The sequence below is a fragment of the Acaryochloris marina MBIC11017 genome (assembly GCF_000018105.1).
GTDB classification, from domain to species: domain Bacteria; phylum Cyanobacteriota; class Cyanobacteriia; order Thermosynechococcales; family Thermosynechococcaceae; genus Acaryochloris; species Acaryochloris marina.
Genome location: NC_009925.1, coordinates 453,914 through 475,220, shown reverse-complemented (window position 1 = coordinate 475,220; position 21,307 = coordinate 453,914). Strand labels below are relative to the sequence as shown.

Annotated in this window: 15 protein-coding genes and 7 pseudogenes; 12 read left to right on the top strand and 10 right to left on the bottom strand. The window is 47.7% G+C overall.

Translation table 11 applies throughout. The annotated features are described in order from the left end of the window. Window positions 1-30 precede the first annotated feature (30 nt). Window positions 31-849, top strand: coding sequence for an IS21-like element ISAcma26 family helper ATPase IstB (gene istB, locus AM1_RS02165; protein ID WP_083776682.1), 819 nt, complete (start codon window positions 31-33; stop codon window positions 847-849). A gap of 169 nt (window positions 850-1,018) precedes the next feature. Then, window positions 1,019-1,192, top strand: a pseudogene (locus tag AM1_RS40785) (IS3-like element ISAcma13 family transposase); the annotation flags it as partial. Between the two features lie 96 nt (window positions 1,193-1,288). Here the strand turns inward: AM1_RS40785 and AM1_RS02160 are convergent. Then, on the bottom strand, window positions 1,289-2,590 hold the full coding sequence (locus AM1_RS02160; protein WP_012161155.1) for an NF041680 family putative transposase: 1,302 nt from the start codon (window positions 2,588-2,590) through the stop codon (window positions 1,289-1,291). Window positions 2,591-2,677: 87 nt separating this feature from the next. Here AM1_RS02160 and AM1_RS02155 point away from each other — a divergent pair. Further along, window positions 2,678-3,346: pseudogene (locus AM1_RS02155) on the top strand (IS3-like element ISAcma13 family transposase); the annotation flags it as partial. A 43-nt stretch (window positions 3,347-3,389) separates the two neighbouring features. Then, window positions 3,390-3,761 (top strand): hypothetical protein, encoded by a 372-nt coding sequence (locus AM1_RS02150; RefSeq protein ID WP_012161153.1) that lies wholly within the window; start codon window positions 3,390-3,392, stop codon window positions 3,759-3,761. Here AM1_RS02150 and AM1_RS39580 read toward each other — a convergent pair. After that, window positions 3,739-4,568 (bottom strand): IS1-like element ISAcma33 family transposase gene (locus tag AM1_RS39580; RefSeq protein ID WP_451991884.1). Its coding sequence is split into 2 segments (ribosomal slippage): window positions 3,739-4,226 and window positions 4,226-4,568, totalling 831 coding nucleotides; the frame shifts between segments, so codons are not numbered across the junction. The genes AM1_RS02150 and AM1_RS39580 overlap by 23 nt on opposite strands. Before the next feature lie 83 nt (window positions 4,569-4,651). On the opposite strand from AM1_RS39580, the pseudogene AM1_RS39575 reads away from it, so the two are divergent. Next, window positions 4,652-5,364: pseudogene (locus tag AM1_RS39575) on the top strand (IS630 family transposase); the annotation flags it as partial. Here the strand turns inward: AM1_RS39575 and AM1_RS39570 are convergent. Continuing rightward, window positions 5,320-6,203 (bottom strand): IS630-like element ISAcma31 family transposase gene (locus AM1_RS39570; RefSeq protein WP_076611717.1). Its coding sequence is split into 2 segments (ribosomal slippage): window positions 5,320-5,874 and window positions 5,877-6,203, totalling 882 coding nucleotides; the frame shifts between segments, so codons are not numbered across the junction. The pseudogene AM1_RS39575 and the gene AM1_RS39570 sit on opposite strands and share 45 nt — an antisense overlap. A 170-nt stretch (window positions 6,204-6,373) precedes the next feature. Between AM1_RS39570 and AM1_RS02120 the strand changes: the two genes are divergently transcribed. Continuing rightward, on the top strand, window positions 6,374-7,792 hold the full coding sequence (locus tag AM1_RS02120) for an IS4-like element ISAcma16 family transposase (protein ID WP_012161147.1): 1,419 nt from the start codon (window positions 6,374-6,376) through the stop codon (window positions 7,790-7,792). Window positions 7,793-7,798: 6 nt separating this feature from the next. On the opposite strand, the gene AM1_RS02115 is transcribed toward AM1_RS02120, so the two are convergent. Beyond that, the gene (locus AM1_RS02115) at window positions 7,799-8,836 is read right to left on the bottom strand and encodes an IS701-like element ISAcma42 family transposase (RefSeq protein ID WP_012161146.1); all 1,038 of its coding nucleotides are present in this window, start codon (window positions 8,834-8,836) and stop codon (window positions 7,799-7,801) included. 65 nt (window positions 8,837-8,901) lie between these two features. On the opposite strand from AM1_RS02115, the pseudogene AM1_RS02110 reads away from it, so the two are divergent. Beyond that, a pseudogene (locus tag AM1_RS02110) lies at window positions 8,902-9,234 on the top strand (transposase); the annotation flags it as partial. Window positions 9,235-9,243: 9 nt separating this feature from the next. Continuing rightward, window positions 9,244-9,651, top strand: a pseudogene (locus AM1_RS02105) (transposase); the annotation flags it as partial. A 130-nt stretch (window positions 9,652-9,781) separates the two neighbouring features. On the opposite strand, the gene AM1_RS02100 reads toward AM1_RS02105, so the two are convergent. From AM1_RS02100 to AM1_RS02085, 4 genes and pseudogenes are all read right to left on the bottom strand, one after another. After that, window positions 9,782-10,228: a CopD family protein gene (locus tag AM1_RS02100; protein ID WP_012161144.1), complete on the bottom strand. Its 447-nt coding sequence runs from the start codon at window positions 10,226-10,228 to the stop codon at window positions 9,782-9,784. A gap of 122 nt (window positions 10,229-10,350) precedes the next feature. After that, window positions 10,351-11,032: pseudogene (locus tag AM1_RS02095) on the bottom strand (alternative oxidase). A gap of 89 nt (window positions 11,033-11,121) precedes the next feature. Continuing rightward, window positions 11,122-11,496: a group I truncated hemoglobin gene (locus tag AM1_RS02090; protein ID WP_012161142.1), complete on the bottom strand. Its 375-nt coding sequence runs from the start codon at window positions 11,494-11,496 to the stop codon at window positions 11,122-11,124. 69 nt (window positions 11,497-11,565) lie between these two features. Then, window positions 11,566-13,860, bottom strand: coding sequence for a nitric-oxide reductase large subunit (locus AM1_RS02085; protein WP_012161141.1), 2,295 nt, complete (start codon window positions 13,858-13,860; stop codon window positions 11,566-11,568). A 294-nt stretch (window positions 13,861-14,154) separates the two neighbouring features. Here AM1_RS02085 and AM1_RS02080 point away from each other — a divergent pair, with 294 nt between their 5' ends. Continuing rightward, the gene (locus AM1_RS02080; RefSeq protein WP_012161140.1) at window positions 14,155-14,847 is read left to right on the top strand and encodes a Crp/Fnr family transcriptional regulator; all 693 of its coding nucleotides are present in this window, start codon (window positions 14,155-14,157) and stop codon (window positions 14,845-14,847) included. 65 nt (window positions 14,848-14,912) lie between these two features. Here AM1_RS02080 and AM1_RS02075 read toward each other — a convergent pair whose 3' ends face one another. Continuing rightward, the gene (locus AM1_RS02075) at window positions 14,913-16,214 is read right to left on the bottom strand and encodes an NAD(P)/FAD-dependent oxidoreductase (RefSeq protein ID WP_012161139.1); all 1,302 of its coding nucleotides are present in this window, start codon (window positions 16,212-16,214) and stop codon (window positions 14,913-14,915) included. A 283-nt stretch (window positions 16,215-16,497) separates the two neighbouring features. On the opposite strand from AM1_RS02075, the gene AM1_RS02070 reads away from it, so the two are divergent. Beyond that, window positions 16,498-16,908, top strand: coding sequence for a hypothetical protein (locus AM1_RS02070; RefSeq protein ID WP_238549141.1), 411 nt, complete (start codon window positions 16,498-16,500; stop codon window positions 16,906-16,908). Between the two features lie 94 nt (window positions 16,909-17,002). Here the strand turns inward: AM1_RS02070 and AM1_RS02065 are convergent. Then, window positions 17,003-17,898, bottom strand: a pseudogene (locus AM1_RS02065) (cation diffusion facilitator family transporter). Window positions 17,899-18,359: 461 nt separating this feature from the next. Here AM1_RS02065 and AM1_RS02060 point away from each other — a divergent pair. Both AM1_RS02060 and feoB read left to right on the top strand, forming a co-directional pair. Continuing rightward, window positions 18,360-18,914 (top strand): FeoA family protein, encoded by a 555-nt coding sequence (locus AM1_RS02060; RefSeq protein WP_012161136.1) that lies wholly within the window; start codon window positions 18,360-18,362, stop codon window positions 18,912-18,914. A 2-nt stretch (window positions 18,915-18,916) separates the two neighbouring features. Then, entirely contained in the window at window positions 18,917-21,277 is a 2,361-nt protein-coding gene (gene feoB, locus AM1_RS02055; protein ID WP_012161135.1) for a Fe(2+) transporter permease subunit FeoB, read from the top strand. The last annotated feature ends 30 nt before the right edge of the window (window positions 21,278-21,307 follow it).

Here is a 21,307-nt window from a genome sequence, read left to right as displayed (position 1 = left end):
TCAGCATTGAACAACATTCACTTGAACTTTATGACAAACTCCTCCCCTCCTGCTCAGTCCCCGCTGAGCCCCTACCAGCACCTGAGCCTCTATCTAAAAAAGCTCAGGCTCTCCCACATGTTGACCCATTGGGAATCTATCGAATCCCAAGCTATGCAGGAAAACTGGTCTTATGCGGAATTCTTACTAGCCTTGTGCGAAACGAAGGCCCAAAGAAGAGAACAAGCTCGGCTAAAACGTGCTCTCACCGAAGCCAGGCTCCCAAACGCAAAAAGTTTTACCAACTTTGACTTTAGCCATTGTCCCCAGCTCAATCCTGCTCCCTTGATGCAATTAGCCGCAGATCCGGGTTGGTTGGAGCGCGCCGAGAACTGCCTTATTTTGGGACCCTCGGGCGTTGGAAAAACACATCTGGCCACTGGAGTGTCCAAAAAGATGCTGGAATTCGGTAAGCGGGTGAAGTTCTTTGCAGCCAACGCATTGGTTCAACACTTGCAACAGGCGAAGCTCCAACTGCAGCTGCATCCAATGCTCAAAAAACTGGACCGCTATGATCTGTTGGTCTTGGATGACTTGGGCTATTGCAAAAAGTCGGAAGCGGAAACGTCCGTTCTGTTTGAATTAATTGCGCATCGCTATGAACGAAAAAGTTTGTTGATTACAGCGAATCAACCCTTCAGCCAATGGGATGACATTTTCACTGATTCGATGATGGCGGTGGCTGCCATTGATCGCTTAATTCATCATGGCTTGATTATCAAAATTCAAGCCGATAGTTATCGGCGCAAATCAGCGACTCAGAGAACGGCTCAAACTCAGTCTCCACCTCAAAAATCCCAGTCCAAATAATCGAGCGATCACTGGTTGTCATTTCGATCACGGGTTGTCGTTTTGTTCTGAAGGTATCGTATGAGGTCTGAAAAAGAGCTAACGCAAAGGGAGTGTACGCCAAATAATACGGTCCAAATTTGGGGGTTGATCCGCCTTGTGGTTGTCGCGACATCGCCTATGGGGTTGACATCCAATAGCCCAAATTTGTCAGGTACTCAATTACCCACGCTCTCAAGTGTATTACCATGCCAGAGGCCAACCGGATGAGAGCGAACTAAAAGCGGCCATTGCTGGAGTTGCTGGAGCCTATCCGACTTATGGCTATCGTCGAATCACCGCCCAACTGCAGCGTCAGGGGTATCTTGAGTTTGGACTAAGTTTAAATCTCCAGACAGAGTAAAATATCCCATGGCCCTTGAAAGCCTGAGCATAAGTTTTTCTGGTATTAACTCAGCAGTTAAGCAGCGGTTTTTGAGACAATCTTTGCTTTCCTGCGTTTGGAGACTCGTTTTTTGACCGTTGGATATCGAGTTCTTGGTGGTTGAGATTGGCCTTGCTTGCGTCCGGGTGATTTACCGCGAGTTTTTGGTGCTTGAGTAGGTGTTCCAATCGCCGCAATAATACTTGGGAATGCTTGAGCGACGCGTCCTGGTGATAGAACTTGTTGAGGAGACTGCCAGGGTAAAGGCGTATCCATACAGTCTGACCGAGCAAACCACAATTGCCAAGATATCATCCCAATCAAAGTACTCCATCGCTCTGTCGCTTCATTGGACGTGAGTTGAGGGGTCGTCCAATAGAGCCGTTGTTTGGCAAATCGATACCAATGCTCAATGCTAAAGCGCTGCAGATATCTTCGCCATAATCGCTCCAGACTTGGCATGCATTCTCCAGTCCAGGCCAGCCAAAGCGGCTTAAACTTTCGTCGTTTACCTTTCGGTTGGATGATCTCAACGCGCAAAATTTCCATTTCTCGTTTGGCCGAATTACGGAAATGGAATTGGCTCCAGCGAGTTACTCTGACCTGTCCAAGTTGGGTGTCTTCTATCTCCAATATTTCGCTGGCTTCTGGATATGTATTAGGGGCATTCAATTTGAACTTATGTCCATGCTTACGAGGAGCCCCTCGTCCTGAATAGGCGAGGGGAATACCATAGACACAGCGATTGGATGCTAAGCGCAATAACAGGTCGACTTCAATCCCTGCAGTGTGATTGAGAAAGATGCCATTACCGTAGTGACGGTCAAACGCGGCTAGAGGACGCACCGGCAAATGACGACAGACTTGCTTTAATTGAAACGTGGCTTTGGTCAAAGCGGTCTCAAAGCTCGTGATTCGTTCATGGCGTAGGGGCAGTGCCCAATGCTGACTTTCGTCTGGGACCCAAGAAAGGGTGCTATAACTTTGGCCTACCCCGACAGTATGTCCCCCTTGATGATGAAAACCTCTGTCTTTGAGGGTCTTGGCCTCGGGACGCAGCCAAGGACTACTATCTCCCACGAAGAGCGGCTGGTCTTGAGTGGAAACTTGTCGAACTAAATATCGGTGAAGTTTGGCACGATGGATACGACCATCATGCAGGGCTGAATAGGTACTCGACCATTGACGACGGAAGATAGGATGTTGAGACAAACACACAAATGAACGCAGGCTCGGACTCATCAATACCGCATCCATTAGCTCAAATAACGCGTCTTTACTGGCGCCAAAGCAGCTATACAGAGTTTGGCGGAATTGACGCAGATGGTCGAAAATCATAAGGGCAATGAGTGTGATGATTCATTGACCTTAAAGCAGTCGGTGTACTTCATTGACTGCTTTTCTCGTTTGCTTTAGTCCAAACTCAAGGGGTATTGCGTTAACCATAAACGCGTGGCTCGACTAATGCGACAGATAGGGATTATGGCCAAGACCAAAGTCAAACGCAAACGCACCACCAATAGCGAACATTCGTTCCCTCGCTATGGCAATCGAGTGTTGAATCTCTCCATCGACCATCCTGAGCAGGTGTGGGTGGCGGACATCACGTACATTCGCTTACAGCAGGAGTTTGTCTATTTGGCCGTCGTGATGGATGTCTTTACTCGCGCCATTCGTGGCTGGCATCTGTCCCGCCATATCGACCAGCAACTAACGTTGAGGGCGTTGAACAAGGCGTTGGAGCGGGCAACGCCTGAGATTCACCATTCTGACCAAGGGGTTCAGTATGCCGCTGCAGCCTATATGCAATTGCTCCAACAACACCAAGTGCAAATCAGTATGGCCGAGGTGGGACAGGCTTGGCAAAATGGCTATGCTGAGCGATTGATGAGAACGATAAAAGAAGAAGAGGTCGATTTATCAGACTATCGAAATTTTACTGAAGCGTATGAGCACATTGAGCAGTTTCTAGAAGATGTGTATATGCATAAGCGGATTCATTCATCACTGGGGTATTTGACACCCTGTGAATATGAGCAGCAGTGGAGACAACAGAACAATCACTATTGTATGAATAAGGAGGATAGCGCTTAATTCATCTATTGCCCTGTCCGAATATAGGGGTTCACTTCAAATTATGATTTATCACACATCGTCCTCTCAGCCGTCAAATGTATCTCAAAGCCTGTTGGGTCGTTTTCTCAAGTTTTTAAGACATCCTCGCTATACGGTGAATGTGGCCACGGAGCATCACGGCATAGTTGATGTTCTCAGGCTCTACGCATTGGCTTTGGTAATGGTTTTACCCCTCGGTGTGTTGAGTTCCAGATTGGCAGAGAATCTTGAATCGAGTAACAAAGTCTTAGAGTTCGCTCAAACCGTATCTTTCTGGCAAATTATTTTGTTTGCGGTGATACTTGCTCCGCTTTGGGAAGAAACGGTCTTCCGATTGCCTTTGCGCTATACCCCAATTAATCGATTGTGCGTCAATAAAGTGTGGGATAGTTGACTAAGTCTTGCCATTGCCAGGGATGCTCCGCTAGTCCAGCACGTTGGGCAGCCGTATTTTTGAATCGAGAGTGGCACCAGATCCAGTTGAAATAGGTCAGCACCAGTCTTAACGTCACTGCCCTCTGTTGCCAGACTTTGCCAAATTTGTTCTGCCGTCGATGCCAGCGCCCGGCCTGTTGACGTAATATGCCATTGGTCCGCTCTAAGCGCTGCGTCAGGGCTTTACTCACGTGATGGATCGTCTCATTGGGTAATTGTCGTGAATACCCTTCCCAGCCATCAGTTTGCCAATGGTGACAGGCGGTTTTGCCTTCAGTATTCTCCATCAATTCTTGAGCGAGCTCGTCGGTATGTTTACCAATCCGTCCACCGAGCACCAAGCCACTGTCTTTGGCGAGACTCAACGCTATCCAGCAATCGCCGACGCTCAACTCTTCCGGTTCACAGTGCTTTTGCTTTTTTTAACAAAAGACCATAACTCATCCGCATTGATGACGTCAGTCGAAACGGCCTGAACGTCTTGGTTGTGAATCATTTGGGCTTTATGGCTCGCTGAACGAATCACACTCACACAGGTGTTAAAGGCCACACCCGTGATGCGAGATAGGCCCCTCAGACTACTGCCTTCAGCATGAGATTGAAGGATGGTCTGAATCGTTTCAGAAGAAATCTGACGGCGATAATAGAGGGTATCAAGGGTTGCACTGAAGGTTTGCTGGCAGTGGGGGCAACGGTAACGTTGGCTGCCTTTACTGGTTTTACCGTGCTTGTGGGTCTTTGGATGACCACATAGAGGGCATTGAATCAGAAGATAGGAAAACTCAACTCCCTATAGGTTTAACAAACCCACACTTTTTTGATGCACGACCTTTTACATCCATTGATTTGATGTCATTAGTCCGTCCTATCTCCACCGAAAGCTTACGCTTATTGCATCGGATTTATCACAGTAGTCGCCATCATCAGGTCAGACAACGCGCCCATTGCCTCATTTTGTTCGCCCAGGGTTGGCCCCCCTACACCTTAGCCTCCCTTTTTAGTGTGAGTCCTAAAACGGTTTACAACTGGCTTAAGGCTTGGAACAACCGAGGATTTGCAGGACTCTATAATCACCCAGGTCGAGGTCGAAAACCGATGTTTAATCCCGACCAACAACAGCAGATTTATGAGTGGACTCAGGCATCTCCCATCCAACTCAATCAGGTGTTAGCTCAGATTGAACAACAGTGGTCAGTACGCGTGTCAAAGGCCACAGTTAAACGCGTCTTGAAGCAGATGGACATGAGCTGGCATCGCTTTCGCCAAGGGACATCAGGCCAGCCTTTATATGCCCACTACCTCGAAAAAAACAGCAGTTAGAACATCTCAAGGAACAGGAAGAGAAGGGAGACATCCATCTATTCTTTATGGATGAGAGTGGTTTTTCGTTAGTCCCCTGTATTCCCTATGGATGGCAACCCATAGGGACGTATCTGGAAATACCGACTCGTTCAAGTAAACGCTTGAATGTTCTGGGGTTTTTGAGTCGACGACAAGGGCTACATGCTTATATAGCACTACGGATATATGTTAGTACGCTCTTTGAAAGCAGCATCCACACAATCACGAAAGGTATCAAATTCATCCCACCGCTGCTTCATCCAGTTTTTGAGCACAAACCACCATCGCTCGATTTTATTGAGATCTGGAGAATAGCTCGGTAGATACCAAATCTCACAGCCTGCTTCAGCTACGATTTCTTCGATCCTCTGGCCATGATGAAAACTGGCATTATCAATCACAATCACATCGCCAAGTTGTAACTGGGATATAAGACTCTGCTGTAACCACGCTTCGAATAACAACCGATTGCAAGACCCTTCAAAGGTCATGGGAGAAAATAACTGGCCTTCTTTGAGCGCAGCAATAAAACTGACTCGCTCTGTCCGCTTGCCTGATTTGAGGTCATAAAATCGTTGACCCACAGGGCAGTATCCATAAGGATAGTCCGCTCGATTATCGATACCCGCTTCGTCTACATAGACGATCTGATGAGGGTGTTTGGTCTGTAATCGTTCTATAAATGCTTGACGTTGTGTTTCATCTCGTTCTCGATAGCCATAGGTCTTTTTTTTCGACTCAATCCCAGTTTTCTCAAGGCATCACTGATATTTTGCTGGGTGACATTATCCCCCCATAGCTTAGCCATTTGGGCCTGGGTTTTACCCCCATGCTCTTGAGCAAATTCACGAAAGCGCTCCCAATCTGTGATCTTGTGGCGAGCCCCTTGTTGGTAGTTGGTAATCGCCTGACAGTCACCTGTAGCTTCTTCGCGGACTATCCATAGATGCAAGGTATTACGGCTGATGTTCAACATTCGACAGATATCGACTTTCCGTTCACCATTCTTGAAGGCATCAACGGCTTTACGACGAAGGTCATAACTATAGGGTGCTGGCATACTAATGTAGGGATATCTTCTATATCAATAGTACTAACATAGTTTCGTAGGGCTATACATCAGAACAGACCCAGGACAAACGCATTGACAGAAATTACACCCAATGTTCAAGAGAGCTATCCCAACAGTCAATGGCACTGACTTAAGAAGTCAGGAAAAGGCTACAAGTCTTGATAGATATAGGATCAAGACTTGCACGCCATAAACTTCTGCCTTTCACTATGTCTGAGTCAGCCGAAATTCTCAAGCAGCAATTTTCCCAAAGCCTGGGTTTACCGTGGACAGATATCCTTCTAGCCTCAAGGTTAGAGGAACTCCTGAAAGAAGAAGCATTCTCCTATCGCAACCGGATATATAGCCCCATCGTTACGCTGTGGGCCATGCTTTACCAAGTGCTATCAGCCGATAAAAGCCTTCGTAACACAGTCAAATGCATCACGACTTGGCTCACAGCGGCTGGCATCCAACCGCCCTCATCTGATACCGGAGCCTACAGCAAAGCCAGAAGTCGCTTTCCAGAGTCACTGTTGCAACGTTTAATTCCCGAAAGCGCTGAGTGCTTAGCGCAACCCCTCTCCCCAGAGCACCTCTGGTGTGGTCGGCCCGTCAAGGTCTACGACGGAACCACCGTGTTGATGGCTGATAGTGCGGCCAACCAAGCATCATATCCACAACATGGCAATCAAACAGCAGGCTGTGGTTTTCCCATCGCTCGCTTGGTAGTGTTCTTCTGCTTGGTTACCGGTGCAGTGGCGTCAGCTTGTATTGCCTCCTGGGACACCAGTGAAATTGTCATGAGTCGTTTGCTCTATCAAGACCTTGAGGTCGGTGATGTGGTCATGGCGGACCAAGCTTATGGCAGCTATGTTGATCTAGCCATCATTCAACAACACAGGGCTGATGGAGTGTTGCGTAAACATCATGCTCGCAAGACTGATTTCCGCAAAGGCAACAAGCATGGCATTGGTGATCATCAGGTGACATGGCATAAGCCAGCCCAACGGCCTGAGCACATGAGTGAGCAAGATTTTGCCCTGATTCCTCAAACATTGGTCGTTAGAGAGGTGTGTTTGCGCTTATCCCTTAAGGGCTTTCGCGACCAGCACATTATTGTGGTGACGACGCTGCTGGATGCTCAACGCTACAGCGCTGGGCAACTGACTCGCTTGTATGGCTGGCGTTGGCCAGTGGCGGAAGTCAATCTGCGCCATCTCAAAACCACCTTAAAAATGGAGATGCTCAGTGCCAAAACTCCGGATATGGTGCGCAAGGACATTTGGGTACATTTGTTGGGCTATAACCTACTCAGAAGTCTCATGGAACTTGCGGCACCGCTAGCAGATAATGCTAGAACTCAACTGTCTGTGCAAGGAGCACGACAACACTTCAATCAGATGCTTGCTTTGTTGGCGACAGCCAACCGTGCGACCAGAAAGCGGTTGTTTACTCATCTACTTGAGACCATGGCAGCCGATCTATTACCCTCTCGACCGAATCGGCACGAACCGAGAGTCGTCAAACGCAGACCCAAATCTTTCCCGCGAATGCGACAACCTCGCTCTGCTCTCAAAGCTAAGCTAGCTGTTTGATTGAGCTTAAGTCAGTGCCATTGATCCCAACAGTGGTTGTTCAAGAATGAACTGTCGCGCAACCTCCTGATATAAATTACGCTGGAGGGCATACCAGTTGTCTATCTGTTGGTGCCAGACTTGTAATTCAAGCTCTACAAAAGCCCTCAGAGCGCAAAAAACATGGGTATGAACAGCTTCCGTCAAACGCACCCGAAATCGCTGAAGCCCACACAGTTGTTTACCTGCACGATGAAAGCATTCAATACCCCAGTGCAGGGTATGTAAGTGCTCAAACTCTGCTTTACCAGCATAAGCTAGCTCTTTCGGGTCTGGCGCATAGAGAAGGTAATAGCGACACGATCCGTTTTTGAACCGCTGGCAAAAAAACTTGACGATGCCCACCCCTTTGAGATGAACGTGTAATCCTTGTTCTGAAATAATGAGGTTATCCACTCGTTGATACTGCTGAGCGCCCACTCGCACCTGTCGATTTTTGGCAACACCAACCAGGAATCCCATTTGCACGTCTTTGAGTAAATTGAGATTGGCCTTGGACGCATACCAAGCATCGCTAGTGAAGGTCGTCGGTCGGAGCCCCCAATCCAGAACTTCTTGGAGCATCTCCTGAAGATATTGATTCTTTGTTTTACCCTCCTGTTTGTCATAAATTCGATAGTTGATGGGGACTCTCAAGCCATTCGGACTGCTGTAGTACAGGGTGATTAAGGGAATTCCTAAAATGGGTTTGCTATATTTGCTACTCCAGTAATATCCCAGCAAGTCCATTTTCTTGGGGTTGCTGTAGAGTTTTTCGAGGATGGTATCATCAGCACTCACAATGCCTCCAGTAAGCTCAACCCATCCATTACCAACCAGCAAATCAAATAGGTCTTTGGGTTCATACCGTTCTCGAAGCAAAAAGCGATTGATGCTGTCGTGAGAGACATCTTGGAGGATTTCAGCCATATGGCTGCACCCATCTCCTTTGGGTTGAGCCAGGAGATAGCGGACATACAAGTCTTGGGTGCAATGAGCTGTTGAAGGCTTACTGGGTATTCGCAAGAGAGGTAGAACGTTAACAACCTTTATCTCTACAACTCACACAATAAAGTCCATGTCAATGCGTTAGTCCTGAGACCATCACCAGTGAGGTTGTCAGTCATTGCATTGATACCTTTTTTGCTGACGTGGAGTTGCCCACCGTCATTGTGGTGGATCAAGCCCCTATCCATACGAGCCAATCAATCTATGAGATGAAGGCAGAGTGGGCCGAACGGGGAATTACCTTGGTTGAGTTGCCAAGCTATTCTCCCCATCTAAATTTGATTGAGCGTCTGTGGCAATTCATGAAATATCAGTGGATTGAAATGAGTGCCTACTGGGGGTGGGCATCTTTGGTCGAATATGTGGAAAGAGTTTTGAAAACCTACGGTGATGATTATGTAATTAATTTTAGCTAAGTGCTTACATTCTGGCTCTATGGCGCTGTTGAACCTCTCACAGGAGAGAGTTTCTTCTATCGGTTTTCTCATCTCGATAGTGTTTGTTTTGAGCGATTTCTGGAGCAATTCAGCTTAGCGTTTCCTCAGAGCCTCAATCTGATGCAAATCGATCAAGCTCCAGCTCATATGGCGACTTGGATTCGATGGCCTGAGAATGTGTTGTCGATTGTACAACCGTCTCATAGTCCAGAACTCAATCCAGTAGAGCGCTTATGGCAGGACTTGAGAAAGCCTTTCAAGGGCAAAAACTTTGGCTCCATTGGGGCACTGGAGACCGCTTTATTTGAGCACATCAATACCCTCTCTAAGAAAGTGGTGGCTTCATTAACTGAATATTCTTACATCTTGGATGCTTTACCTATACAAGTCACCTAATAGGTGAATTGGTATAAGACATGACTCACCATGACCTCTGGTACACTTTGATGTCTTCCAGTGTATAGTGACCAGGATGAATGAAGGCTCACCTGGCTCTATTACTTTTAGCGATTAATAACAATCAGACTTAGCTCAAACTGCCCAACCGAATACCTACCCCCATCACCACGAATAATACAGCTAGGGTAGTGACACCAATAATGTGAAAGGCCAGCTCATTCAAGGTCTCTTGGGTCAGCTTCGGAATGATAAAAAAGCGAGCATAAAGGGCGAGGGCCAATGTGCTCAGAAGTAAGGATAGCTTGATGACAATGTAGATCGATAGATAGGACTGGAAAGCCAAGAAGTTCTGGAAGCCGGGGAAATAAATCCAGGTCAGCCACACCCCAGTAATCGTCTGAAGCAGCAATGCCGCAAGGCCAAATCCTTCAAAGTGCTCTTCAAAGGTATGGATGCGATCTGGATCGCGATTTTGCATGGCCAAAGGCAACACCGTAACTGCCAGAACCAAATGCCCACCCGTCCAAACTGTTGCACCCAATGTATGCAGAATAACTAGGAGTTTGAATAGCATCGCCGTGGTTTCTGCTTCCTGAACCTGATAGAAAATTGAGCAATGTCCACTGTTTATAATCGATATCCCTCACCGCTCAAAAAAAGAGATGAGGGAACTCAAGATTTTCAGCAAGAACAAACTTAGGACACTACGGGAGTATCTTCAGTAGTCAATGCGGGGGGAGTATGTGGACTGAGAAGGGCTTGCTGGGCTTCAGGTTGCTGGCAGGCCAAAATTGTTTTGACATGTTCCATCTCATCATCGCGGATGGCCACAAATACGTCATATAGTGTATCAACCTGAGGACGGCGTTCTGCTGCTTGATGTGCAGTTTGGAATTCATCAAACATGTAGAGATCACCATCTTGGTAATACTGAATCGCGACGTCTGGGGCTGGTAGGGTTTTGAGGTGTTCAGCTTCTGACTGCAAGAACTTGTCGTAGGAGGCATAGGCATGCTCTTCCACTAGCTCCATAAAATGGTAGGCCGAGCGGGGAGAAACTACGTATAATGCCGCAATCACCCAGTAGTAAATCAAGGCGGTGGTTTTGGCCAAGAGGCGATCACCCCAAAATTCGGCACCCCCTAGAGATTCCATAATCAGGAGGTGATGAAGCTCATTCCAAGATTCGGCAAAGTGAATTTTAAGCCAGTCCGCCTTACGCCAGAGGCCTAGCGTTTCGTACAAGTGGAGAACGGATAGATAGGAAAAGTAGGGGACACGGGCAACGGTTTCAAGTACGTAAAACCGGGGATAGGGACGATTGGCATAGATCTTAATTGATGAAAAACACCAAAATGCCAACTAAAACACGAGTCATTGGTTGTTCTCCTGGTACGGTAGATGATTCCTAGATTTAGACCATTGCAATGCTTCAGAATGAGCCGAATGGGCATTGCACATTGATTTTTACTGGTTCAAGACATCTTTTTTATGTTGAGGGGCTGCTGCTACCGCTGCGACTTCTGCCATCAGCTCCTCAGAAACTCCCATGTCTTTAAGAGTTGCTATGAGATTCTCCGCTACGGCGTCAAAATGCTCTCCCTTTAAGCCTTGTTTCTCTACTAGCTCATTATGAGCTGCTCGCATATGGCGACCATCATATTTATCGGTGCCGCCAAAAGCGTAGGTCAGAAAGGCTTTTTGATGTGCTCGCTGTCTCACCATATCGGTGTTAGCAAAAAAGTGATTGATGCGCTCATCTTGTAAGACGCGCTCATAAAACTTGTCCACTGCTAAGTCAACGGCGGCTGAACCACCAAGTTTGTCAAATAAAGTTGGCATATTGCTCCTGCTTCGATTGAGTTTAAGTGTGATTCAACTCATGTTTATTGGGTTGAGTTTTTCAGGTTTCTAGGGATCTCTTAAAGGTTGTGCTTGAGTGGGCTGTTGCCAAATGGCAATCACAGCTCGGCCAACGCTCATCACCAGTACCAAAGCCCCCACAGCAAAGACCATATCGCCAGGAATTCTCAGCCAAACGGTCCAGTGCATCCAGGCGGAATTGATGACCTCTGCGCTGCGGGCATACCAAGTACCATGGTTGATGGACTGCACCAGTTGATAGAAGCCGTTGGGAATCAAGCCAAATACCATCATGATCACTAAGCCCCCGTTAATCCACCAAAAGGAGAAGTTGAAATTTTTCTCATCCCAGGCATGATCCGGCGTGATTTCCCGTAAGGCAAATAGCATTAGGGCGATGGCGAGGGAGCCATATACGCCATACAGGGCGGAGTGGGCATGAATGGGAGTTGTATTTAGACCTTGGGAATAGTACAGAACAATCGGTGGATTGATCAGGAAGCCAAACACACCAGCACCCACTAGATTCCAGAAACAAGTGGCGATAAAAAACTTAAGGGGTAGCCGATAAAAGCCTTGAGCCTCTTTAGAGAGCTTCAGGGACTTAACGACTTCAAACCCGATGAGGGTAAGAGGGACCACCTCTAGAGCCGAGGCTACAGACCCCATCGCCGTAATAAAGACCGGGGTGCCCGCAAAGTAGAGATGGTGGAGTGTGCCAATCACACCACTCCCTAGATAGAGAATCGTGGTGAGGTAGGTGGCTTTCAGTGCAGTCGATCGTTTCAGAAAGCCCAGTTCGCTGCAAAGGTAGGCAATCGCCACCGTGGCAAACACTTCAAAGAATCCCTCAACCCAAAGATGGACCACCCACCAACGCCAATATTCGGCAATGCTCAAGGGCGTATGGTTGGAATACATCAAGCCGGACGCATAGAACAAGGGAATGGTAATGGCGCTGTACAGGAAGAAATGATTGAGTCCCGTTTTGTTGCCTTCCGCCTTAAGGGCAGGTTTCAGGGCTCGGAACATCAGCCATAGCCAAAACACCATGCCACCAATTAACAGCAACTGCCAAAGACGGCCCAGCTCTACATACTCATAGCCTTGGTGACCGAACCAGAAACTTTTATCTCCTAGCCAGCCCTGGACACCGGCCCAAGTGCCTAACAGAGAACCGACGACAACCACGGTCAGAGCGGCCAATAGTCCGCCATTGCCCCAGGATTGAAACTTAGGTTCATGCTTACCAAAGCGAGGGCCAAAGTAAAGCCCTGCCGCTAACCAGCAAGTGGCAATCCAAAATACCGCAATCTGTAGGTGCCAAGTTCGGGAGGCGGCATAGGGCATAAATTGTTGAATCGGGACCCCGTAAAAACCATCGCCTTCGACGGCATAGTGGGCGGTTACCATGCCCATCAAGATTTGGACTAAAAATAGGATCATGGCCACCCCAAAAAAGAGGGTTGTCACTTTTTGGCTGGGGGTGGCGAGGCGAATGTCGGGTCGGATGGCAACGGGCTGCACGTCTTCTGCATCTTCTTGGATGATGTAGACGAACAGAAAAAAGGCAATGGCCGCAATTAAGACCACCACTGACACAATGGACCAGATCAGAAATTGTCCAGGCGCTTGATTACCAATCAGATCATCGTGGGGAAAGTTTGCGGTGTAAGAGAAGGGAGCATTGGGGCGGTTGGCTGAGGCTGCCCAGGCAGTCCAGCTAAAAAAGGCAGTAACCGAGTGGATTTGTCCCTCATCAGGAAACCAGCCACTAGGAATGGAGTGGATCGAAGATCCTTGGGAGAGCAAGGTTTGATAGTCTTCAAAGACCCTTTGCAGTCCTTGGGTTTGGGCTGAAGTGAGGGCCAAGGTGTCCGAGTGAGCATCGTAACGATTGGCCTTAAAATCCTGCTGGACTTGGACGATCAGGGTGGCGCGGTCAACCTCTGATAATTGCTCAAAATCCGCTTGACTGAAGTCAGGATCACCGTCATACAGGACACCCGCAGTGGCTAATCCCCAGCGATGGAGGACATCTGCGGTCCAGTCTGGAGCTAGATAGCTGCCATGTCCCCAGATGCTGCCAATATGCTGGCCACCTCGGGCCAGGTAGGTTTCTTGACCCGTTTGGATCTCCGCCTGAGTGAGGATCGTTTCCTGTTGAGGCGACACGATCTGAGCGGGGATGGGCGGTGCATTTTTATAAATGGCTGCCCCCGCCGTGAGTAGAACGGTAAAGGTGACGATACAAATCAGGGCTAGCCATGCGGGTAAGCCCATAGAGGGGCGACGCGATCGCAAGTTCGTCGCTACAGTGGTATCTAAAGCTGGGTTGGCCATCGTTGCTATCCCCAAAAATGGTTTTGCTCCTAACAGCCCATCTTTTGAGTGGGGAGGAGTCGAACCCTAAGGACAAGGTTCGCCCAATGCTGAGCGGGTCTGGAGGAGATGCCTCTCACTGTAAGAGACTCGACTTGATTCATTCTTTGACTTAAGTCAAGCAGGCAATTAAAAGATGCTTAAATCTAAGTCCTGGTAATTAAAAGGTGCAGAGTCTAAGCCAGGGGCTAAAGTGTTGTGGAGGTTACGAACGGACCTTCGTCATACTTGGAATTCAGGGCAGAGTGTAGGTAGATGATAGACACCGCTAACGTGGCAGATTGGTTGGAGATAACCGTGATTTTTCGCGGCTTATCCGCAGAACAACGCCAGGCCCTGACCCAAATTGCTCAAATTCAATCCTTTAAGAAGGGTGAGCAAATCTTCCGCCAAGACCAAGAAGCGACGGGATTTTATGTGGTGAAGTCGGGGCGAGTCAAAGTCTTTCAGATGTCTGCCAATGGCAAAGAGCAAATTTTGAATATTTTTACCGAGGGGGATAACTTTGCAGATGTCCCTGCTTTAGATGGCCAAGCCTTTCCGGCTTCCGCTGCAGCCCTAGAACCTGCAGACCTAATTTTTTTCCCGCGCTACCCGTTTCTGGAGTTTCTCCACCACAACCCCGATGTGGCGGTGCAAATGTTGATTAGCCTCTCTAGCCACCTGCGCCATCTGGCCCAACTGGTTGAGCAATTGTCATTTAAAAGTGTGCCGCAGCGTTTGGCAACCTACCTGTTAAGTTTGGGTGATACGGCCAGCGATACGGTCTATCTGGACTTAACCAAAAGCCAACTGGCAGCAAGGCTGGGAACTATTCCAGCGACCCTGTCTCGGGCGTTTTATCAACTGAGTAGTGATGGCATGATTGCGATCGCAGGTCCCAAAGTAACGATACTGGATCGCGATCGCCTCACAGCATTAAGTCAATCCCCAGAATCCTCCGAATAGATACCGTAGACTTTTGGAGGCAAGGCACCAAAACTCAACTACTCTGATGAAATAGCCGTCGGTAATTACGCTTTTTTACTCAACTCAAAAGCTGTATTGGGAAGAAGGCGGCGGATAAAATTGCCCTCATGTTCTTTTCCTTTAAGCATCCGATTCCAGTAAACCCAGGGCAAGACATGGCGTTTTAATAACCACATACTCGTGCGTTCTTTGGTCGCATCCAGGGGGAAACTGGGATAAGGTTGAGCCTCATAATCAAACTCTGCCAGAATCGTTTTGTCATATCCGGTGATGAGGGGGCAACAACTATAGCCATTGTATTGACCCATCAATGGGGTTTGATTCATATGGGCTAACAAATTCTGCACGAGTACAGGGGCTTCTCTGCGAATGGCGGCTGCCGTTTTAGAGGTGGGCAACGAGGATGCATCCCCTAAGCTAAAAATATTTGGATACCGATTATGTTGGGTTGTGAATTTATCCACATCCACCCAGCCTCCCGGTCCTTCCACCGCAAGCGGACTGTGCTTGAGCACATCAGGAGCACTCATGGGCGGTGTCACATGAATCATGTCATAGGGCAAAGAGATCGTTTCTGTTTCGTTGCCGTTACTAACTGCAAAGAGGGCAACTTTTTGATCTGGACGAATTTCTGTCAAATTATGCTGAGTTCTTAGATCAATGCCTTTACGCTCTACAACCTTCATCAACGCGGGGACAAACGCATCAACGCCAAAGATTTTTCCGGTTGCTGTGCAATAGCTAATTTGGGTTTTCTTTCGAACGCCGTTTTTCCCAAAGGCTTCATCAGCAAGATACATAATTTTTTGGGGAGCCCCTGCACACTTGATGGGGGTTGCAGGATACGTGAAAATGGCGTTTCCGCCCTGGAACCGTTTAATCGTTTCCCAGGTGTGAGTTGCGCCACCGATAGCATAGTTACTACATACCTCTCCTTTGCCTAGCGCCTCTTGGAGCCCTTTGATCTGATTCCAATTGATCTGAATACCAGGGCAAACCACCAGATAGTCATAGGTTACCTGAGTACCATTTTGGGTGTGGAGGCAATTTTGATCAGGATCAAACTGCACGACCTTATCTTGAAGCCAGGTTGCATCCTGTGGAATAAGGGTTTGCTGAGGTTGAACGGTGGCCTCAAAGGAAATACAGCCACCCCCAACTAGCGTCCATCCGGGTTGATAATAATGCTGCTCAGAGGGCTCAATAATGAGAATATCGAGGGACCGCATTTGCTTTAGTAATTGAGCTGCGACGGTAATTCCAGCAGATCCACCCCCAACAATGACGATTTGATGAGAGATGGAATATTGATCAGTCGTATCTGCAGCAGGTTGAGTTGCAGTCATTACATTAGGTCTCTTGGATTGTTCTCCCATGCATTATCTGGGAAAAATTTTTCCAAGTTATGAGAGCTAATTAATATTTAAATAATCTAATTTTGACTCAGGCTCTAGTTTCGAGGGATTTCTCTACTATGTATTGCTAAGTCTAGTAAGAGACCACCAAAGACGAGATGATTGGCAATATCTGCACTTGCTACTTTTCCATAGGAGAATAGTTCCACTTCTCGATCAGTATCATTAGCGTTGAGGCTATCTGAACAATTCAAATAATTGTCGGGAGTAACGAATGATGAAATATTCACCTGATGAGATCCGTAAAGCAGCTATAGCAATCCAGCCATATATAGCAGAACTTCTTGATGCTCCAAACGCTCAGCGACTAGAGAGACAGCTAGAAGGGTTACTGTCCCAGTCTTCACTAAAACAAGGCAGCCATACTCAACTCTCCCATCTTTTAGCAGAGCATGAATCAACCCAAGATTGGATCCGGTTATATCTGGAGGAACAATATCCTGCTGAAGATATTCTCAAGGCTCTCAGAGTTTATTATCCCCTTCCAGGAATCGAGAATTCCGTTGAAAGTCCTCGATATATCTGTCCGGTCGAAAAATGCAACCAGGATTGGTATCGCAAGAATCGGGAAGATGAAATTCCTGTTTGCCCAGTCCATGGCTTAAAACTCATTATCGATAGCTAGGGTTGTGTCGCAACGCTGTCTCAGAGGGGGATCAATATTGATGGCCTGATTTCGATCGCCTTATAGCCTTAAGTCAATCCCCAAACTCTTCGGATTAGACGCCTTGCTCTGTGGCAGACACTTCACCAAAACTAATTTGTTCGGAGGAATAAGACCGGGGCTCAATGTGAATGGTGGCCCGGACAGGGGCATATTTTTGCTCCAGAATGGCTTCCACCTCTTCCGTGATGTTATGGGCCACTTCAACGCTATCTGAGTCAACCACCAGGTGCATTTCAATAAAGGCTTGTCGTCCCAACAACCCCCGAGAAGCGTTCAATACCCCTGGCACATTAATGACGGCGTCATGGATGGCTCGGCCATTTCATCTACCAACCAGAGCAAATTGCGCTGCAATACTGACTAGCCACTGGCAAACACCAAAACACAAACGGGAAAGGCCAGCAACACATCGACCCACTGATAGCCAAACCCCACGCCAACTAAGCCAAGCATGACCATGGCAGTTATCCAAATATCGCTCATTGTATGTTGTGCATCCGATAGCAGAATACTGCTGCCAACCCGCTCACCCACGCGGCGTTCGTACACCGCCACCACAATATTGATGCCCAACACCACCAGCAATAGCTCTAAGACTTGGGGAGACATCTCCCCGGGAGACTCATGGTTGAAGAGGTGTCCCACCGCCCCTTCTAAAATTTCAAAGCAGGCAATTCCTAAAAATGCAGCAATACCTAATGCGCCGATAGCATCAAATTTCTGATGTCCATAGGGATGTTCTCGATCCGGTTCAGGGGATGCCAATCGATTCATCGTCAATCCCAGGACATTATTGGCACTATCCGTAATGCTATGGAGGGCATCGGCAAATAAGCTAAGGGACCCAGTCCACCAGCCGAGTCCAGCTTTAATGAGCATCACCGTCACATTTAAAAACAAGACTGTGACGAGCACATTGCGCACATCTTGGCGATTATCGAAGATCATGGAGCTACTGAGGCTGTTTTTATTTACGAACTGCTATTGAGATCTATCTTCAGTCATCAATATGGTTTGCTGCAACTTTGGAATTAAGTAGAACGAGTATTTTTTGATTTAAATCAAAAAAATTATTTGTTGTTATAGAACCCCAAAAACTCCCTTTCCGAGATGAATTGATTGTGGTGAAAGCATTTCTACGGTCTTAACGAGCAATAACTTTGTTAAATCAGTCTTAAAGGGGTAGACACAAAAAAGCAGCTTATTGATAATTTCTATTAATTGAATAAGCCGTAAATCTAACGTTTCACCATACAGCTTGTGAGTTAGTTAGAAATAGCTATCAAATTTCACATAGCTTGCTGCTGCGATCAGCAGTAATTCTTTGATCTTTTCAAAATTATATTTTTTCTGCTGATACGAATGGTCAGCAGACCGTTTCTGATTCGCTTGTTGAGGAAATTCTGGTTGTGACGATTAACCTATATGGCCCTACTGATTCTTGTCAGAGTTTGGCAAATATGCAACCGCCACAACAACTGTGGATTGTTGGCTATCGAAACAGTGCCAAGACGAATCAACTAATCGGCATGGGGTTGGCACCTGGGACTGCCATTGAAGTCTTACAGATGGTCGCTGGAAATTTGGTGGTTCGTATCGGCGAAACCCGCATTGGCCTCAACCAGAATATTGCTGAGCAAATTTTAGTGTCGGATCAGCCGTTAACAGCTCCAGAAAACGTCATGGGAGACCCTGCCAACATGGAACAAACCGCCCCCTTAACCCTTAAAGATTTTCAGCTTCACCAAACAGGCAAGGTCAAAGGTTTTGCCGCTACGGATACCCCAGACCTCAGAGCCTATAAAAAGAAGCTATTGGCCATGGGCCTTACCCCGGGCACTGAATTTACCGTGACCCATATAGCTCCCCTCGGTGATCCCGTAGAAATCAAAGTTCGAGGGTTTCGGCTTAGCCTTCGTCAAGCGGAAGCCGCCTTATTGATTGTCCAAGAGGTGCAGGAATAGTCATGTCAACACCGACCATTGCCTTAATTGGCAACCCAAACTGTGGTAAAACCACTCTTTTTAACGATTTAACTGGAACGAACCAGCGAACGGGTAATTGGCCAGGGGTGACCGTTGATCAGAAAACGGGACACTATCACTACAATGGCACCAAAACGACGGTGGTGGATTTGCCTGGGGTGTATTCCCTAGATGGCGAAGATGACAGTACGGGTTTAGACGAAGTGATTGCCCGCGACTATCTACTGTCCACCGAGGCCGATTTAATTTTGAATATTGTCGATGCCTCTAACTTGGAGCGAAATCTCTACCTCACCACCCAAATCATGGAAATGGGACTGCCCATGGTGGTTGCCCTAAATATGATGGACATTGCTCAGGATCACGACTTGGACATTGATGCGCAGGTGCTATCCCAACGTATAGGCTGCCCCGTGAGTACCATGAGTGCGTTTCTAGGAGAGGGCATCCACGAAATCAAAGATATTATTAATAGCTATGTTGATGATCCGAAAAATCATCCTACCTTTGTCACTTACCCTGCAGTGATTGAGGATGCCATCCATCAGCTAGAGCCGATCGTCCAACAACAGGGGCATAATTCTAAAATTGCGCCTCGCTGGACCGCTTTGAAGTTGCTGGAATATGAAAATCGGGTGGCCCCAGAGTTGCAGGGACAGCAGCTTGAGCAAATCATTGCCAAACATCGTCGCCAAGTTCACCAGTTGTTGCATGAGGATATCGATATTTTGGTGGCGGATACCCGCTATGGCTATATCCGCAGTCTGATGCAAGCGGCGGTTCAACAAACCCATCAGGTCAGTCACTCCAAATCGGATCAGATTGATCAGGTCGTCCTCAATCGCTGGATTGGCATTCCCCTATTTTTGGTGGTGATGTATTTGATGTTTTTCATTGCCATTAATATCGGTGGGGCCTTTATCGACTTTTTCGATATTGCCGTGGGGACACTATTTGTCGATGCGCCTCAAACTTGGCTTGAGTCCATTGGCACACCGGGCTGGCTCACGGGTATCATCATCGCAGCGGGGAGTGGCATCCAAACCGTCGCGACGTTTATCCCCCAAATTGGTCTGCTGTTTCTGATTCTGGCGTTGCTAGAAGATTCAGGCTATATGGCCAGAGCCGCGTTTGTGATGGATAAGCTGATGCGGTTTGTCGGCTTGCCGGGTAAATCGTTTATTCCCATGTTGGTGGGATTTGGCTGTAATGTACCGGCAATTATGGCGACTCGAACTTTGGAAAACCGACGCGATCGCCTGATGACAATCATGATGAATCCCTTTATGTCCTGTGGGGCCAGGTTACCTGTGTATGCACTGTTTGCAGCGGCCTTTTTTCCCCGTAATGGTCAGAATTTGGTATTTGGCCTATACCTAATTGGGATCGCTGCCGCCGTCTTTACCGGGTTTGTAATGAAAAACACGATTATGCAGGGCGAAGCATCCCCACTGGTAATGGAATTACCCCCATATCACATCCCTAAAATTAAAGGGGTTTTTCTGCGGGCTGGGGATCGCCTCAAAACCTTCTTGCTGAAAGCGGGCAAGATGATTGTGCTGATGGTGATGGTTCTGGCCTTCTTAAATTCTGTTGGCACTGATGGCTCCTTTGGTCAGCAGGATAGCCAAAACTCAGTGTTGTCAGCCAGCAGTCGAACCATTACGCCTATGTTTGCCCCTATGGGCGTTCAAGCCGAGAATTGGCCAGCGACGGTGGGTATTTTTACAGGTGTCTTTGCTAAGGAGGCCATGGTGGGATCGTTGGATTCGCTCTACGGTCAACTGGCCGAAGAAGCAGCACCCAGCGAGGCAGATCCTCCCTTTAATTTGGGTGAGAATCTTCAGGCTGCCTTTGTTAGCATCCCGACCAATATAGTCAGTTTGGGGAATCAATTGCTCGATCCGCTGGGATTAAATGTTGGTGATGTCCAAGATCAGAGTGCAGTGGCTGAGGAACAAGAACTCTCCACAAGTACCTTTGGCCAAATGGCTCAGCGGTTTGGTACTTCAACGGCGGCTTTTGCCTATCTCTTGTTCGTGCTGATGTATTTTCCCTGTGTCGCAGCAACTGGAGCGGTTTACCGAGAAACCAATTTAGGCTGGACGGCCTTGGTCGCGGCTTGGACGACTGGCTTGGCCTATTGGGTGGCGACCATGTTTTACCAAATGGCTACATTCGCCCAGCATCCTGGGTTCTCTACTGTTTGGATTGGAGGCGGAGTAGTGGTGATGGTTGCAGTGATTGGTCTTTTGAAAAGCTTCGGTACTCAGCGAAATACCATCTCCATTAGTCCAATCAAAAGCACTAATAGACCAAAAGTAACCGCAGGTAGGCGTTAAAGCCCAGCTCGTATCAAACATTGCAGGATG